The 15,408-nt window shown below is 56.4% G+C and carries 14 protein-coding genes; 13 read left to right on the top strand and 1 reads right to left on the bottom strand.

The window, feature by feature from the left end:
- The first annotated feature begins 1 nt into the window (after position 1).
- From SA496_RS00125 to SA496_RS00090, 8 genes are all read left to right on the top strand, one after another.
- Positions 2-1,549, top strand: a complete 1,548-nt coding sequence (locus tag SA496_RS00125) for a class I SAM-dependent DNA methyltransferase (RefSeq protein WP_330114838.1) — start codon at positions 2-4, stop codon at positions 1,547-1,549.
- Positions 1,542-2,954, top strand: coding sequence for a restriction endonuclease subunit S (locus SA496_RS00120; protein WP_330114837.1), 1,413 nt, complete (start codon positions 1,542-1,544; stop codon positions 2,952-2,954). Before SA496_RS00125 ends, SA496_RS00120 begins: the two co-directional genes overlap by 8 nt.
- Before the next feature lie 134 nt (positions 2,955-3,088).
- The gene (locus SA496_RS00115) at positions 3,089-4,765 is read left to right on the top strand and encodes an AAA family ATPase (RefSeq protein WP_330114836.1); all 1,677 of its coding nucleotides are present in this window, start codon (positions 3,089-3,091) and stop codon (positions 4,763-4,765) included.
- Complete coding sequence (locus tag SA496_RS00110) at positions 4,765-5,859, top strand: hypothetical protein (RefSeq protein WP_330114835.1); 1,095 nt, start codon at positions 4,765-4,767, stop codon at positions 5,857-5,859. The genes SA496_RS00115 and SA496_RS00110 overlap by 1 nt, the downstream gene beginning before the upstream one ends.
- Positions 5,860-6,040: 181 nt before the next feature.
- The gene (locus SA496_RS00105) at positions 6,041-6,922 is read left to right on the top strand and encodes a hypothetical protein (RefSeq protein ID WP_330114834.1); all 882 of its coding nucleotides are present in this window, start codon (positions 6,041-6,043) and stop codon (positions 6,920-6,922) included.
- 33 nt (positions 6,923-6,955) lie between these two features.
- Positions 6,956-7,882, top strand: a complete 927-nt coding sequence (locus SA496_RS00100; protein ID WP_330114833.1) for a restriction endonuclease — start codon at positions 6,956-6,958, stop codon at positions 7,880-7,882.
- Positions 7,883-8,009: 127 nt separating this feature from the next.
- Positions 8,010-8,996 (top strand): hypothetical protein, encoded by a 987-nt coding sequence (locus tag SA496_RS00095; protein WP_330114832.1) that lies wholly within the window; start codon positions 8,010-8,012, stop codon positions 8,994-8,996.
- 339 nt (positions 8,997-9,335) lie between these two features.
- Positions 9,336-10,409, top strand: a complete 1,074-nt coding sequence (locus SA496_RS00090) for a tyrosine-type recombinase/integrase (protein WP_330114848.1) — start codon at positions 9,336-9,338, stop codon at positions 10,407-10,409.
- A 78-nt stretch (positions 10,410-10,487) separates the two neighbouring features.
- Here the strand turns inward: SA496_RS00090 and SA496_RS00085 are convergent, their stop codons facing one another.
- On the bottom strand, positions 10,488-11,477 hold the full coding sequence (locus SA496_RS00085) for a hypothetical protein (protein ID WP_330114847.1): 990 nt from the start codon (positions 11,475-11,477) through the stop codon (positions 10,488-10,490).
- A gap of 165 nt (positions 11,478-11,642) precedes the next feature.
- Here SA496_RS00085 and SA496_RS00080 point away from each other — a divergent pair, with 165 nt between their 5' ends.
- From SA496_RS00080 to traI, 5 genes are all read left to right on the top strand, one after another.
- Positions 11,643-11,870 (top strand): DNA-binding protein, encoded by a 228-nt coding sequence (locus SA496_RS00080; RefSeq protein ID WP_330114846.1) that lies wholly within the window; start codon positions 11,643-11,645, stop codon positions 11,868-11,870.
- Positions 11,871-11,902: 32 nt separating this feature from the next.
- On the top strand, positions 11,903-12,682 hold the full coding sequence (locus tag SA496_RS00075) for a hypothetical protein (RefSeq protein ID WP_330114845.1): 780 nt from the start codon (positions 11,903-11,905) through the stop codon (positions 12,680-12,682).
- A gap of 43 nt (positions 12,683-12,725) precedes the next feature.
- Positions 12,726-13,112 (top strand): TraK family protein, encoded by a 387-nt coding sequence (locus SA496_RS00070; RefSeq protein WP_330114844.1) that lies wholly within the window; start codon positions 12,726-12,728, stop codon positions 13,110-13,112.
- Positions 13,113-13,373: 261 nt separating this feature from the next.
- A complete protein-coding gene (locus SA496_RS00065) occupies positions 13,374-13,763 on the top strand; it encodes a plasmid mobilization protein (RefSeq protein WP_330114843.1) in 390 nt (129 codons plus the stop codon).
- Positions 13,760-15,346, top strand: coding sequence for a TraI/MobA(P) family conjugative relaxase (gene traI, locus SA496_RS00060; RefSeq protein ID WP_330114842.1), 1,587 nt, complete (start codon positions 13,760-13,762; stop codon positions 15,344-15,346). Before SA496_RS00065 ends, traI begins: the two co-directional genes overlap by 4 nt.
- Positions 15,347-15,408 lie beyond the last annotated feature (62 nt).

The raw sequence follows: 15,408 nt of genomic DNA, 5'->3' as shown, positions 1-15,408 counted from the left end.
CATGACCAACACCGATATCGTCCAGAAACTCTGGAGCCTCTGCGACGTCCTCCGCGACGACGGCATCAACTACAGCGACTACGTCACCGAGCTGGTCTTGCTGCTGTTTATCAAAATGGAATACGAGCAGGTGCAGAACAACGACAGCTTCGCCCACAAGCTGCCCGAGGGCGCGCGCTGGCCGGATCTGGCGGGTAGATCCGGCCTCAACCTGCTAGATCACTACCGGCAGATGCTGCTCGACCTAGGCAAGAACGAAGATCCGCTGATTGCAGCCATCTACGCCGACGCGCAAACGCGCCTGAAAGAGCCGCGCCACCTGGAACAGTTGATCAAAAGCCTGGACGGCATCGACTGGTTCAGCGCCCGCCAGGACGGCCTCGGCGATCTGTACGAAGGCCTGTTGGAGAAGAACGCCAGCGAAACCAAGTCCGGCGCCGGCCAGTACTTCACCCCACGCCCGTTGATCGACAGCATCATCAACTGCCTCAAGCCGCAGCCCGGTGAAACCATCCAGGACCCGGCAGCCGGCACCGCAGGCTTCCTGATTGCCGCCGACGCTTATATCAAGCGCCACACCGATGATCACTACGACCTCGACGCCAAGGCCCAGGCCTTCCAGCGCAACCGCGCCTTTGTCGGCATCGAACTGGTGCCCGGCACCCGCCGCCTGGCGTTGATGAACACCCTGCTGCACGGCATGGAGGGTGACGAAGAAGGCGTGGTGCACCTGGGCAACGCCCTCGGCCAAAGCGGGGCCAACCTGCCCAAGGTGGACGTGATTCTCTCCAACCCACCCTTCGGTACGGCCAAAGGCGGCGGCGGCCCGACCCGCGACGACCTCACCTACAAAACCAGCAACAAGCAGTTGGCCTTCCTCCAGCATATTTACCGAGGCCTCAAGCCCGGTGGCCGCGCCGCCGTGGTACTGCCGGATAACGTGCTATTCGAGGCCGGCGTCGGCACCGAGGTGCGCCGCGATCTGATGGACAAGTGCAACCTGCACACCCTCCTGCGCCTGCCCACTGGCATCTTCTACGCCCAGGGCGTGAAGACCAATGTGCTGTTCTTCCAGAAGGGCACTGCCAACAACCCGCGCCAGGAGCAAGGCTGCACCCAGCGCGTCTGGGTCTATGACCTGCGCAGCAATATGCCCAGCTTTGGCAAACGCACCCCCTTCGGTGCATGCCACCTCAAGCCCTTCGAGGATGCCTACGGCGAGGATGCCAACGGCAACAGCCCGCGCGCTGAGAATGTCGAAGGCATCGGCGAGCAGAGCCGCTTCCGCGTGTTTACCCGCGAGCAGATCCGCGAGCGCGGCGACTCGCTGGACATCAGCTGGCTTAAGGATGCCGACAGCCTGGATGCCAGCGAACTGCCCGCGCCCGAGGTGCTGGCCGGCGAGGCAATGGCCGAGCTGACCGAAGCCCTGCGCGAGCTGGATCAGCTGATGCAGGCGCTGGGGGCTGGACATGAGGCGGAGCAGCAGAAGCGCATGCTGGCGGAGGTGATGGGGTTGGCGGTAGCTCAGGAGGTTGGGGATGAGTGAGTTGCCAGCATCTTGGTCAGAGGTCGAGATTGGCCAAATTGCCGATGTAGTAAGTGGCGGCACACCAAATGCGAATGAACCTGAAAACTTTGCTATTCCGGGAGAAGGCATTGCATGGCTGACACCGGCAGACCTGAGTGGCTACACCGCTAAAGAAATTTCCCATGGTGCGAGAGACCTGTCAGAACAGGGCTATCAGTCATGCTCAGCCAAACTTATGCCCAAGGGCAGTCTTCTATTCAGCAGTCGCGCGCCTATTGGCTATGTTGCTGTAGCAGCCAATCCGATATCGACCAACCAAGGCTTCAAGAGCTTCGTTTTTCCTGACGACGTAGACTCTAGCTACGCGTTCTATTACTTGAAAAGCATTCGATCGTTGGCCGATAGTCTGGGAACAGGCACAACCTTCAAAGAACTTTCCGGTACAGCGGCTAAAACCTTACCGTTCCTCATGGCTCCAAAAGCCGAACAAACCCGCATCGCCCAAAAACTCGATGAACTGCTGGCCCAGGTCGACACCCTCAAAGCCCGCATCGACGCGATCCCCGCCCTGCTCAAACGCTTCCGCCAATCCGTCCTCGCCGCCGCCGTTTCGGGGCGGTTGACGGAGGAGTGGCGCACACAGCATGTAGGTTGGGTTGACGAAGAAAGCCCAGTAACGGCGCCAACCAGTAGCTCGCTTCCAGTTGGCTGGTCGTCAAAAACTGCAGGTGATATCTGCGGTTTCATCACCAAAGGAACGACCCCCTCAAAAGAAAATATGAGTACGGGACACGGTGAGATTCCATATATCAAGGTCTACAACCTGACATTTACAGGCGCGCTAGACTTTTCCATTGATCCAACGTTTGTCGACTCAAGTACCCACTCGACTGACTTGAAACGGTCAATCGTAAAACCTGGCGATGTCCTAATGAATATTGTCGGCCCACCGCTAGGCAAGGTTTCAATCGTCCCCGCAACTTATCCCGAATGGAACATAAACCAAGCTATCGCAAGGTTCAGAGCAGGCGACGAAATTTCCGCTGCATATTTGGCTCTTTGCCTACGGACCGAAGAAGTCCTAAGCCATGCGGTCTCGCGCGCAAAAGCCACAGCTGGTCAATTCAATCTGACCCTAGAGATATGCAGAGAGCTTCCACTTCCAGTTCCGCCGGCGGAAGAACAAACCGAAATCGTCCGCCGCGTCGAACAGCTCTTCGCCTTCGCCGATCAACTGGAAGCCAAAGCCGCCTCAGCCAAAAGCCGTATCGACCACCTGACTCAAAGCATCTTGGCCAAGGCCTTCCGTGGCGAACTGGTGCCGCAAGACCCGAACGACGAACCGGCCAGCGTGCTGCTGGAGCGCATCAAAGCCCAACGCGCCACCGCACCCAAGACAAAGCGTGCAAGGAAAAACGCCTGATGCTACCACGTGCTTATAACACAAGCCTAAGTATGGTTTTGCGTCCCCATGTTTAGGCCTTTTGGGCAGTTTGCGACTACACATTCACGACAAGCTAGCTTCTCTTGTCCAGCCTGCGGGATAGGTATGCCGAAATGAAGCTCCTCCACTTTGAATTGATTGGTCAGTACAAGGGACTAGCTAATCAGCGGTTTGATTTTTCAGACGCCCCCGGAAAAGTAATCGCACTTATTGGCTTGAACGGGTCAGGCAAGTCACAGTTGATGGAACTCATCGCAGAAGCCTTTGCCTATTTGGAGCGAAGGAAGCGAAACGACTTTCACGTTCGAAAAAATCTAAGATATCGTTTCAATCTGGCCTATGAGTGGTCCGGCGATGGCAATGACAGAGAACGATTCAAACGCTATACGGTACAACTTGAAGCAGACCAGTCAATTCTGGTCTGCCGCAGTGTTTGCATACCTGCTATCACCACTGATGAAGAGAACGCAGCGCAATGGTCACCTGAAGAAAACTGCGTACTCGCGGACCTGCCCTTACCTCGTTTGATAGGTTATGCCTCCGGATTAAACGAGAACTTGCAGCGCTCGTTCATGCGCAACGCCTTACAGTATTTTGATGTAATACGCACGAGGTCTCGACGCCGGATCGAGCTAGCGCAACCTAATGTCGATGCAGACGCTTTCGAACAGATCAACCATAGGTACAGAAGGCGTTTTCCAGGCATCTTCGGTGCTCCATCAGCGAGCGACTTGGATGATCCAATGCGCACGGGAGAAGCTGACACGCCGCTGCCAAGCTCCCTATTTCTAGACTACGACTGTACCAATTTAGTGGTTGCGGCCCTTGGGTTGTTAAGCGATGCAGAGCGCGATGTGCTCTGGCCAGAGATCCGGTTGAGGCATCCGCGCAAAGTAGTCCTGCGGTACGACTTGCGGCGCGTCCCTGTAGAGCAAGACAGCATCGAAGATCTCAAACAGTTAGTACGAGCGGTAGGAGAAGGGAGTATCCGAGGCCTATCGCCCCGAACCACAGATGCGCAGTACGAGCTGTACGAGCTCAATTATCTGCGCGCTGAAATCACGATCGACTTCATGATCCCTAATGTCGTCGGACAGCTCAGAGAAACATATCGCGACCCCGACCGATTGTTCTGGAAGCTCTACAAGCTGCAACTGTTAGGCGTTGGGCAATGGTCACCCGAGATACGCAAAGTACTTCGGGATGACGCTCTAGACGAACATGTCAAAAAGCCGCTTAAGGGCAGGCTGCCGCTTACTGTGGTCGAACTGGAGCTGTCTGATGGAGAACAATCAGCACCAATCGACGACTTGAGCGACGGAGAAGCTCAACTGATGCACACGATTGGCGCTGTAAGACTTTTTGGCGAAGCCGAATCATTGTTCATATTCGACGAGCCCGAGACGCATCTGAATCCGAGCTGGCGCACCCGCTATCACCTCGACTTTGAGCAGGCGGGACGCAGCCTAGTTGCCTCACAGGCTTTGATCTCATCACACTCGCCATTCCTGATTTCGTCCTTGCATCGCGAGGCCGTCTATCACTTCGAGAGGATTGATGGCCAGTCCGTCATGGCCTCACCGCCCAGCGAAACATTTGGGGCTTCGTTTGAAGTCCTAATCAAGAAATTCTTCGGCCTCCGGTCTGCAATATCACAAACGGCAGTTGATGAGATTCGCAGCCACCTTAATGACGTACATATGGATAACGCTCACAAGCGGAAATGGCTTGAGGAAGAGCTTGGTGAATCAATGGAACGTGCCTACCTGCTTAAGCGCCTAGAAAACTGATGCTACTACCTATAAGAAACGGCCTTGCCCCTAGTGCGGTTTTCCTCGGCCTCAATGCGCTAATGCGAGAAGTACTTTTAGCCAGCTGCTCGGGACGCGCTGTCGATCAGTCCAATTTCCCAGAAGATATTTGGCATGCCGTTCAAGCTAACGAACCGACCCGAGCACACCTGCAAGCAGTAAGAGACGTCATAGATGCTACAGATACCACTATTAGGTACGAGCTTTATCTTGCCTTTCAGGAAGTGACGAGCGTACGGCAACTTTTCAGCGACCAGGCACTCGCCATACCCGAGCCTCCCGAAGCAGTTACAGCTGAATTAAAAAAACTAGCCGCGCATCTTTTTGAGCGCACATCTAAGCTAGCCGACATTACTCGCGCATGCGGAGAGTCTATAAAGGACCACTACAGCCGCTATAGTGCTGACCCAGCCCCCGGCAATGGCAACGTATGCGGCATGTGTGCAACGGAACTACTTTCACAGCGAAGAAGTTATATCTCGGCAAATGAGCAATGGCGAGCTCCATATGACCACTTATTAGCCAAGGAAAAATATCCTCAGTTCGGGGTCGACCCAGACAACCTACTACCAACCTGTCATACATGTAACTCCAAAGCCAAACTCGCAAAGGATCTCCTGCACAACTCAGAAGGAGATCGTCGAATCTGCTTCGATCCTTGGGTCGAGCACGCTCACGGGAAAGTAATACTTAGAATCGACTTCGACTTAATAGACCTCACGCCCAAAGTCAGTTTATTTATGACGCCCGCAGACGTTGCAGAGCAAGAAAAACTCGAAACCTGGAATGACGTATATCGAATCAAAGAACGCATTGATGGTGAGTTCATTACTCTACGAGAAAAGCTTGCGGAAGACTTAGACCCCAGCAGCTTAGAGAATTTCAAAAGATCAATAGAAAGTAAGAAAATTATAAAAATGAGTGCTGCTCGACTAACGCCGTACAACTACTGGCGTAGCTTGCTCTATGCAGCACTGACTAATTTTCCAGATCAGACCCTAGAACAACTAAGAATACTCAGTCTGGAGGGGCTCGATCCATATGGCGACGCTGCAGCGACATACGGCATCTGACCTCTGCGGCCCGACCGAAGTAGGAAGGCAACAGCCCTGCTGCGATAATCAACTGGAAGCCATGGTCGCCACAGCCCAGGCGCGTATAGACCACCTGACCCAAAGCACTACCGCCAAGGACCAAACGCGGCAGAGAGTCTTCGCCCTGAGCACACCATCGACTCGCTGAAGGAGCATCCCCATGAACCCCAAGGACTGGATTGACCTGCTGCAAGGTCTGATCGGCTGGATCAGTAATCGATGGAATCCGGTTCGCAGGCAGGCTGTGCGCGTGCTGGCGACCTTCGAAGCCCACGGCGTGGCCTGCACGAATATCAACGCGCTTCTGCCGGCCTCGCTACAGCTAACAGCGTACCAGTGGTCCAACCCCGATCAGCTTAAGCTGGTACTGCAGCAAGCGCATCTCGACTGGATCGATCAGTATTTCGCTCTGGAACCGGGCTGGCTGAGCGGCCAGAGCAATGCCGCTCACCAGCAGATTTTCAGTTACAAGGCTCCAGCTGAACTGCATCAGTGGTTTATGCAGCACAGCCATGTGGCGCAGAGCGTCGAGTTTCGGCTCTATCTGATCACCCCGGACACTCGTGCAATCAGCCCTGAGAGTGAGGGCTACTACGCCTTGGTATTGGAGCAGTTGGGCGATGATCTTTCCGCCTGCAGCCGTTTCTTCCACCTGACCGCAGGTGGTCACTTCGAGCACTACCCAAGCTTGATACATCTGCTGCAGGTTCTAGCCATTGCCCACTACCACGGCGCCATATTCCAGCGCTCGCAGCTTGAGGCCTCTGCCGTGTATCAGCTGAGCCATCACCAGGGCCTGATTCCGTCCTGGCTGGATCACTGTAAGCCTCACCCGCTAGAGGCCGATCATGAGTTATGGCCGCACTTCTCCGGACATTCACCCTGGCTTGATGCATTACGCGCCGAGGCAGAGGAAGGCCTGCTTGGCGCCGGGCTGACCGAAGTGGTCGAACAGCTGCACACCGATACTCAACGCTTTTCCCGCCAGCTGAGCAGCTCCCCATCGCCGCTGGATCTGAACGGTCTCATGCCGCACCCGTAGGCTAATCACGTACATCTGAAGGATATAGAGCCAATGCCCGTCCCAACCTACGACCAGTTCATCGAGCCCGTCCTGCGTTTTCTTGCCGCTCATCCGGATGGTGCTACAGCGGCAGAGGTCCAGGAGGGCGCCGCTCTTGCGCTTGGTTTGAGCCTCGGCCAGCGCGAAGAAACCATCGCCAGCGGTCAGGCGACTTACAAGAACCGCGCCGGCTGGGCGCACGACCGCCTCAAGCGTGCCGGCTATTCCAGCAGCGCCAAGCGCGGTTACTGGAGGCTGACCGAAGCCGGTCTCGCCTTCGCCCAAAGTAATCCGGCGCCGCTCAACGCTGGGCAGGTCGAGTACCTAGCGGTGAACTTCATGAGCGTGAAGCTGAAAGCGGCGCCAGATGCTGCCTCACTGGACGAAAGCGACGACACACCGACACCGGCCAATCTGGCCACCAGCAGCCCGCAGGAGCGCCTGGATCAGGCGATCTTCGAACTACGCGCCAGTGTCGCCGGCGACTTGCTAGACAACCTGCTGCAGGCCAGCCCCACGCGCTTCGAACATATCGTGCTCGATGTGCTGCACCGCCTCGGCTACGGCGCCAGCCGTCAGGCTCTGCAGCAGGTCGGCGGCAGCGGCGATGGCGGCATCGACGGCGTAATCTCGCTGGATGCCCTAGGCCTGGAGAAAGTTTATGTGCAAGCCAAGCGCTGGCAAAGTACGGTCGGCCGCCCCGACCTGCAGGCCTTCTACGGCGCCCTGGCAGGCCAGAAGGCCAAACGCGGCGTATTCATCACCACCTCCGGATTCACCGCCCAGGCAGTGGACTTCGCCCGTTCGGTGGAAGGACTGGTGCTGGTCGACGGCAAACGCCTGGTCAACCTGATGCTGGACCATGAAGTCGGCGTCAGTTCGCAGCTCTACAAGGTGCCGAAACTTGACAGCGACTACTTTGACGAATCGCTCGGGTAGGCTAAAACGCCCCACACAAGCAATGCCAGTCTTGCTCTGCGTGAGGAGCATCACGAGGCGCTTTGCGGCGCCCATGACTTCGTGCCTGTACGACTAAAACCCCACACTGGACATGTAAAGAAGCCACATGAAACGGGTATTCATCGCCAACTTCGGTCGCGAAAACTACGAGTGGCCTAATTGCCTTGAGCGCTCGACCGTCGCCACCATGAACTCTGTCGAGACACATGGCTTTTGGCTGGCAGGGGACAGAGAAGGCTTTATCCGCGCCTGTATGGAGCACGAAAAAAGTCATCGCGGTATTATTGTGCCGACAAAGGCGGTGGCATCCCGCTGGTTCAATCTGATGACAATCATCGCCGAGACTACTGGCGATATCTGGATTCATCGCGAGAAAGGCGAGCTATGGTGGACAGAATCACTGGCTGAGCCAGCGACTTTTGGATTCAGCTCGGACCCGACAGGCCAGACGCCGAAGCCCGTATATGTCTGTCATAAGCCGTGCAAGCCCTGGTCAAAAACCAGCGAGAAAGGTCATCGCCTCGACTGGAACAGCCTGCATCCCAAGGCCAGAGACTTCCTGTCGACAGAAGCAACCCTGCAGCAACTCTCAACAGACTACGCCGAATATGCCCTTGCACTGGTGCAGGGCGACGATCTCAGCCCCTGGCATGACAGTACTCGCTGGAAAGAGAAAGCCAGCAAAAGGCCAGCCTCTCCCGTGGAGTCTTTCAGTGATCTGCAGGTTTCGGCCTATCGCATGGCGAAAACCGCATGGGACACGACGCAGAATGCCAATGGTCAGGAAGTGCTACAGCGAATCAAAAACAAGGACTTTGGCTTTGCCAACGAAGACGCGCTGCGCCTCTATATCGAAGACCTTCATCAGATGCAGGAAGGCCTCTGCGCACTGACTGGTATTCCCATGCAACTGGATCGCAACTGTGATGATGAAGAGCTGAAGTGCTCGCTCGACCGCATCGACAGCAACGGCCACTATGCACCGGGCAATTTACAACTCGTTTGTCGCTTCGCAAATCGCTGGAAGAGCGACAGTGAGAACGCCGATTTCATGCGGCTGATCGATCTGGTCAGAGATACAAGCGGACTTTAGGCCCTACACCACAAACGACTATTAAATCAGTACACTGGTGGTACAGTGCCCAGCTTTTAAAGATTTCGCTCAATTACGCTTAAACCTCTCTACGACGGTACTTTCAGCTAACTGTACCTGCGCTAACCTACGCCCGATTTCACTGGGCTTGCAGCGTTTCTAGGCAACTCATAATCCTTTGGTCCACGGTTCGAGTCCGTGTGGGCCCACCACCTTCAAAGCCGCGCATTGCGCGGCTTTTTCATGCCCGCAAGAAAAACAGCTTTACCAGTCCTATAGTCCAAAGGTACAAATTCAGTACAGTGCCGGTACAGCGGTACGCTTTGGGAGTAGTAAAAGATGGCCACCATCGTCAAAACGGATGCCGGCACCTGGAAGGCCCTGGTACGCAAAACCGGCTGGCCGACCAACACCAAAACCTTCCGTACCAAGCGCGATGCCGAAGACTGGGCACGCCGCACCGAAGACGAAATAGTCAGGGGCGTATACATCCAGCGCAGCGGCTCTGAGCGCATGACCTTGGAAATGGCCCTGAAACGCTACCTCAGCGAAATCAGCCCTACCAAGAAGCCGACCACCCAGCGCGCCGAAGCCACAAAGGCCCAACAACTGATCAGCCACCTGGGCAAATACTCCATGGCCGCCCTCTCCGCTGAAATCATCGCCGGCTACCGCGACACCCGCTTGGCCTCGATCACCAATCGCGGCAAGCCCACTAGCAACAACACCGTACGCCTGGAACTAGCCCTGCTCAGCCACCTGTTCACCGTGGCAATTCAGGAATGGGGCTTGGGTCTGAGCTTCAACCCGGTACTGAACATCCGCAAACCTAGTCCAGGTGAAGGCCGTGACCGGCGCTTGTCTGCAGAAGAGGAGCGCCGCCTGCTGACAGCCGTAAACAATCACAGCAATCCCATGCTTGGCTGGATCGTCCGCATCGCCCTGGAAACCGGCATGCGCTCGTCTGAGATCACATCCCTGCGCAGGCATCAGGTCGATATGAAAAAGCGCGTGGTGCGCCTCTCAGACACCAAAAACGACAGCGCTCGCACCGTCCCGCTCAGCAAGTGGGCTACAGAGACCTTCCAGGCGGCGTTGAACAACCCTGTTCGGCCGATTGACTGTGACTTGGTGTTCTTTGGCGAACCCGGCAAGAACGGAAAGCGCAGCCCCTATGCGTTTACTAAAACGTGGGGGCTGCTGAAGACCAAGCTAGGTATGTCAGACCTGCGCTTCCACGATCTGCGTCATGAGGCGGTCAGTCGGTTGGTTGAGGGTGGTCTATCCGACCAAGAGGTGTCCGCCATCAGCGGGCATAAGTCGATGCAGATGCTCAAGCGCTATACCCATCTACGCGCAGAAGACCTTGTCGACAAACTGGACAAGCTGACCAGCCAGCGCAACGCACCTTAACCGACACACCAAGTGCGCCCAAACCACTACCTGATGCAGAAGCAGATACTGTCGAGCATTTGGCAGCTACTGATCAGGTCAGGGCATCTCTACGGTGGGCCGCCTCAACCGCTTTTCAGGCCTACCAGCCCCCACCCGACTGCCACCCCAACCTGCGCGGCGCTCTGCAGCAGCGCTAAGCCACGCCTCTGCACGAAGCAACAGATCAAAAACGGCTTTCCGATCATCAAGCAGAGATCGGTGAAAAGCCAATCTCTGCTCACGCAGCACACCGACCTCCAGATCATGATCATCTAGCGCCTGAATCAAGGAGGGCAGCACTGCAGCCCCTTCAAGCCCCTCCACACGTCTCACCGCAAGCAACCACGTCAGCGGCCTATGACGCTCAAGCCAAGGAACAACCTGGTCAGCCTCGATGGCCTCCTTCCACCACGAGCGCAACTTCTCCTTCCTTGCCTGATTGGAAAGCCGGCGGAGGTGATCAGTAAATTGCGGCGACAACTTACGCCCAAACCAGTAGTCGTCAGACCTCGGCCACACCCGATGCGACTGCTCTTCGCTGGCTCCGCCAATGGGGACTCGGTGCACCCTACAATGTTTATTGCCGTTCAAAACGAACCGCCAGCACATGGCGCAAAAGCAAGGAGCTGGGGCCTCCTGGGCATAGCCAAAGATCACGTTGATCGCCTGCGCTGCCCCCATTAGCTGCCCCAATGAAACAAGCAAATCAGGAGAAGCCCGACCAGGAGAGATCAGGGCATGACCCATTTCGCTAAACGTCATCCAACTCAGCTTTCGACCATTCAGAAAGACAAGAGCTGAGCTCAAGCCGTCAACCAGCCGCTGGTAATCCGCAAGGTTGGGACAACGCACCACGCGCTCCAAAACGTGGCTCACGTGCTCCTTCAAGATCCGCCTGAAAATGATTGGCCTCAACGCCTCAGCCGAAGCTTGCCGCGAGATATCGGCTACAAACGGACGCCACATCGGCACACGCAACCACCCATGCTTTACGCAGAGGATGAACTCGACCTCATCAGGCTGTGGTCGGTGATGTTGTCTGTACATGCTAAATGCACGACCTCAGTGCGAAATTCAAAAAATCGACAGAAACCCATCAAAGCCCTTATTTCACGCAGGCTGTAGAGTTTTTCAAGTGGCAAATTTTAGCTCTTAAAACCGAGAGAGGAATGCTCCTAGGATTTAGCCGTAACTGAACCAAGGAGCACCATCATGTCTACAACCCAAGAAATTCTGACCGCGCGCTGCGGAATCTTGATGACCTACGAGCAACTGGGCGAAGTCATGCATCGAAGCCCAGAAGCGCTCCGAATCACGCTCTCTGACAACAGGACTGAGTGGGCTCGGAGCATCAACGCAGCCAAGCGGAAATGGGGCCGCCGGGTGCTATTTCGTACGGCCGATATTGCGCGGTTGATCGACGATGGAATCAACAACTAGTCCGCCTTTCCTCCGTTAAAAGCGCCCCGATCATGAGCATAAAAATCTCCAGCCTAGTGTGGGAGCACTATCCAGCCGGCGGCTGCGAACTCCTCACAGCCCTGGCCTATGCCGACCATGCACACGATGACGGAACCAACATCCGCCCCAGCGTTGCTTATATCGCCAAGAAGACGCGTCAGAGCGAGCGCAGCGTTCGCCGATATCTCGCACAAATGCGCGAGAACGGATGGTTGCTCACGGTGCGATACGGCAATGGCGGACGCGGGTTTGCCACGGAATATCGGGTCAACCCTCTGTGGATAACTAACCCTGACAAACTGTCACCCTTTGCTCCAGAAGCAAGCGAAACCCTGACAAGTCAGGTCAAAAAGGATGACAACAGAGGTTGCAAAAGGGTGACACCCGTGTCAGCCCAACCATCAGGAACCATAAAAGAACCTACAACAGCGCAAAACGGACTGCTTGCGCTTCTCGCAATACCCGAAGAGCTGTCCGGCCAAAACCGTGCCGCAGCTCAGAAGTTGCTGCAGCAGTGCCCTACTCCGCAGCGTCAACTTGTTCTCGATGAAATCGCCGCCCTGATCGCAAAGGGCCGAGTCCGAAACCCTCTCGGGTTACTGCGAAGACTTGTGGAAGTGGCTCAGCTTGGTGAGTTTGTGCCCAGTGCCAAACAGCAACCGAGGGAGCGGAACAAAGCAGCAAGCATCCAAAACCACAATTGTGTACCGGATGAGCGCTTAGGGCGCCAATCACTGGCTGAGTTACGTGCGCAGCTCGAGAAGCAAAGCGAATCCAAGCGCGGTCGATGATGCAATCAAAGATCTGATGGAACCAACGGCATGGAGGCAATACATGAGCACACAAACATCCCAAGCACATAAAGGCGGGGAAGCTACGAAGGGAGGTTCATCTCCTCAAACAAAGACCACGACACTCTCTGACCGAATCGCTGCACACGTTCTGGCGAAGCCTGATGCCAGCATCGCCTCTCGCAACCGCAGCGCTTTTATCTCTATGCGCGAGGAGATTCAGCAGGCCTACAGCAACGGCTGGTCACTGCTCGCCATATGGAAACTGCTGCACGAGGAGCAACGAATTCCATTCACCTACCAGGCATTTCGTCGCTACGCCCGACAACTAATCACCGCCCCTCAGCCATCACAAACCGCCCAGCAGGAACCTACCCGCCCAGAGGCAATTACGTTCAGCTCAACCGCAACCAAAGGGCATCTGCAGTGAACATGAACAGCCCCTCTGGCGTACAGTCTGCCGTTAAAGCGTTCAAAACACGTTCAACCTGCAACTGCAGCGTTCAATACGCAAGAGTGGCACTGCTACGTGTCAACAAGAGGCACGTTAAAAGCGCTGAGATGCGGGACAGGGTAGTTTGTGCAGGCCCACACCTCCGGTGCGCGCCTTACAAAGAGGCTGTATTCGCGCTTCGCACTCAAGGCCCCACCCTGCCCTGCGGGGTCATAGCAAACAGGCAGGTTGAACGCCATGGGTGAGAGCACCAGTCGGCGTGTGGAGCCGCCCATCAAGGTCTACTGTCTGCCTCATGAACGCGAACGGATACTGCGCAACGCCCAGGCATCTGGGCACAGCGCATCGCGCTACTTGCTCTTGGTGGGCCAAGGCTACCAAGTCTCCAGCATCCTGGATTACCAATACGTCGAGGAGCTGGCACGGGTGAATGCCGATCAGGCACGCCTGGGCAATTTGCTCAAACTGGCTCTGACCCACTATGACCACCTCCCCGCCTACGGGCAGATGCAGGCCAGCCACACCCTGCAAACGCTGGTGGAGGAAATTCGGGAAAGCCAGCAGACACTACGCTCAACCATGGCTGCCCTGGTCACCCCCATCGCGGCGCGGAGAACCCGTCCGTGATCGCCAAGCATGTAGCCATGCGTTCACTGCGCAAAAGCAGCTTCAGCGAGCTGGTGCGCTACATGTGCGACCCGCAGGACAAGCGTGAGCGTGTCGGGCGTGTACAGATCAGCAACTGCCACTCTCTGGAGGTCGAGGATGCCATCTTGGAGGTCACGGCCACGCAAGCGCGAAACGTGCGGTGCGAGACCGACAAGTCCTACCACCTAATCCTCAGCTTCCGCGCTGGCGAAGAGCCAGACGAAACGGTTCTGGAGCAGATTGAGCAACGTATCTGCACAGGCCTCGGTTACACCGAACACCAACGAATCAGCGCCGTCCATCACGATACCGACAACATCCATATCCACCTGGCCATCAACAAAATCCATCCATCTAAGCTGACACTCCACTCGCCCTTTCGCGACTACAAGACCCTGAACCAGCTCTGCGAAATAGTGGAGCAAGAGTTTGGACTAGAGCGCGACAACCACCAGTCTGAGCGTCAGGCGGCTCGTGGCCGTGCTGGCGACTTGGAGCATGCCGCCGGCGTTGAAAGCCTCATCGGATGGGTTCGTCGTGAATGCCTGGAACAGATCACCGCCGCCAATAGCTGGAACGCTCTGCACCAGGTGATGCAAACCAACGGCCTGAGCCTGCGACTTCGAGGCAACGGCCTAGTGATAACCAGCGCAGACAACACCGCCATCAAGGCCAGCTCGGTATCGCGGGATATATCGAAGACCAAACTAGAAATGGTCCTAGGGCCCTTCCAAGCATGCGGGGCAAAGGGGCATCGGACACCAGCCCGACAGTACCAGCCGCGCCCCATGCGCTCGCGCATGGACACCAGCGAGCTGTTCGCCCGCTACCAGGTCGAGCAAAAGAGCTGCGCCGCCTTACGCACCAAGGCCACCCGAGATGCCAGGGCTATCCGTGACCAGCAGATCACCGCCGCCAAGCGTCGAGCAGCCATCAAGCGCAATGCCTTAAAACTCTCCGGCGCCGACCGGTTGACCAAGAAGCTCCTCTTCGGCCAGATCAGCAAAACGCTATTGGCAGCCATCGACAGCGCCTGTGCGAAACACCAGCAGGCGTGCCGTGAACTGGCCCAGCAGCATCGACAGCACAGTTGGCATGAGTGGCTGAAGAGCCAAGCACGCCGAGGTGATGCAGACGCCCTTGCCGCGCTGAGAGCGCGGCCCTGTGCCAATGGCCTCAAGGGCAACACCCTGAGTGGAGAAGCCAAGGCCACTTCACTCCCATCAATAGCACTGCCTACCGACAGCATTACCAAGCAAGGCACCCTGATCTACCGATGCGGCGAGGCAACCATTCGCGATGACGGCAGCGCACTTCAGCTGTCACGTAATGCCAATCCAGAAACCGTGATCACTGCGCTGAAGCTCGCTGCTCAGCGCTTCGGGCAGCCGCTCAGAGTGAATGGCTCAGCTGACTTCAAGCAGCAAGTCCTAGAGCTGGCAGCCCAGGAACGCCTGACCATTCGCTTCCAAGACCCCATATTGGAAAAGCAACGCATGGTACTACTGGCCAGCAAACGCCAGCAGTCTGGGCAGAAAACATCCCTGGGCGTGAGTCGCTAACCCTCAGCTGGAGACAGGCGAGCGAACGCCGGAGAATTTAGCTGCTAAATCCCTATTTGATT

The sequence above is a fragment of the Pseudomonas sp. JS3066 genome (assembly GCF_036328175.1).
GTDB lineage: Bacteria > Pseudomonadota > Gammaproteobacteria > Pseudomonadales > Pseudomonadaceae > Metapseudomonas.
Note: the sequence above shows the minus strand (reverse complement) of the source record. Positions and strands in the feature narration are given on the sequence as shown.

Coding starts and splice junctions, on each gene's coding strand:
- SA496_RS00115 (WP_330114836.1), top strand. CDS start 3,089: ATGAAGCTCCTCCACTTTGAATTGATTGGTCAGTACAAGGGACTAGCT.
- SA496_RS00125 (WP_330114838.1), top strand. CDS start 2: ATGACCAACACCGATATCGTCCAGAAACTCTGGAGCCTCTGCGACGTC.
- SA496_RS00120 (WP_330114837.1), top strand. CDS start 1,542: ATGAGTGAGTTGCCAGCATCTTGGTCAGAGGTCGAGATTGGCCAAATT.
- SA496_RS00110 (WP_330114835.1), top strand. CDS start 4,765: ATGCTACTACCTATAAGAAACGGCCTTGCCCCTAGTGCGGTTTTCCTC.
- SA496_RS00075 (WP_330114845.1), top strand. CDS start 11,903: ATGAGCATAAAAATCTCCAGCCTAGTGTGGGAGCACTATCCAGCCGGC.
- SA496_RS00065 (WP_330114843.1), top strand. CDS start 13,374: ATGGGTGAGAGCACCAGTCGGCGTGTGGAGCCGCCCATCAAGGTCTAC.
- SA496_RS00100 (WP_330114833.1), top strand. CDS start 6,956: ATGCCCGTCCCAACCTACGACCAGTTCATCGAGCCCGTCCTGCGTTTT.
- SA496_RS00105 (WP_330114834.1), top strand. CDS start 6,041: ATGAACCCCAAGGACTGGATTGACCTGCTGCAAGGTCTGATCGGCTGG.
- SA496_RS00070 (WP_330114844.1), top strand. CDS start 12,726: ATGAGCACACAAACATCCCAAGCACATAAAGGCGGGGAAGCTACGAAG.
- SA496_RS00090 (WP_330114848.1), top strand. CDS start 9,336: ATGGCCACCATCGTCAAAACGGATGCCGGCACCTGGAAGGCCCTGGTA.
- SA496_RS00080 (WP_330114846.1), top strand. CDS start 11,643: ATGTCTACAACCCAAGAAATTCTGACCGCGCGCTGCGGAATCTTGATG.
- SA496_RS00095 (WP_330114832.1), top strand. CDS start 8,010: ATGAAACGGGTATTCATCGCCAACTTCGGTCGCGAAAACTACGAGTGG.
- SA496_RS00085 (WP_330114847.1), bottom strand. CDS start 11,477: ATGTACAGACAACATCACCGACCACAGCCTGATGAGGTCGAGTTCATC.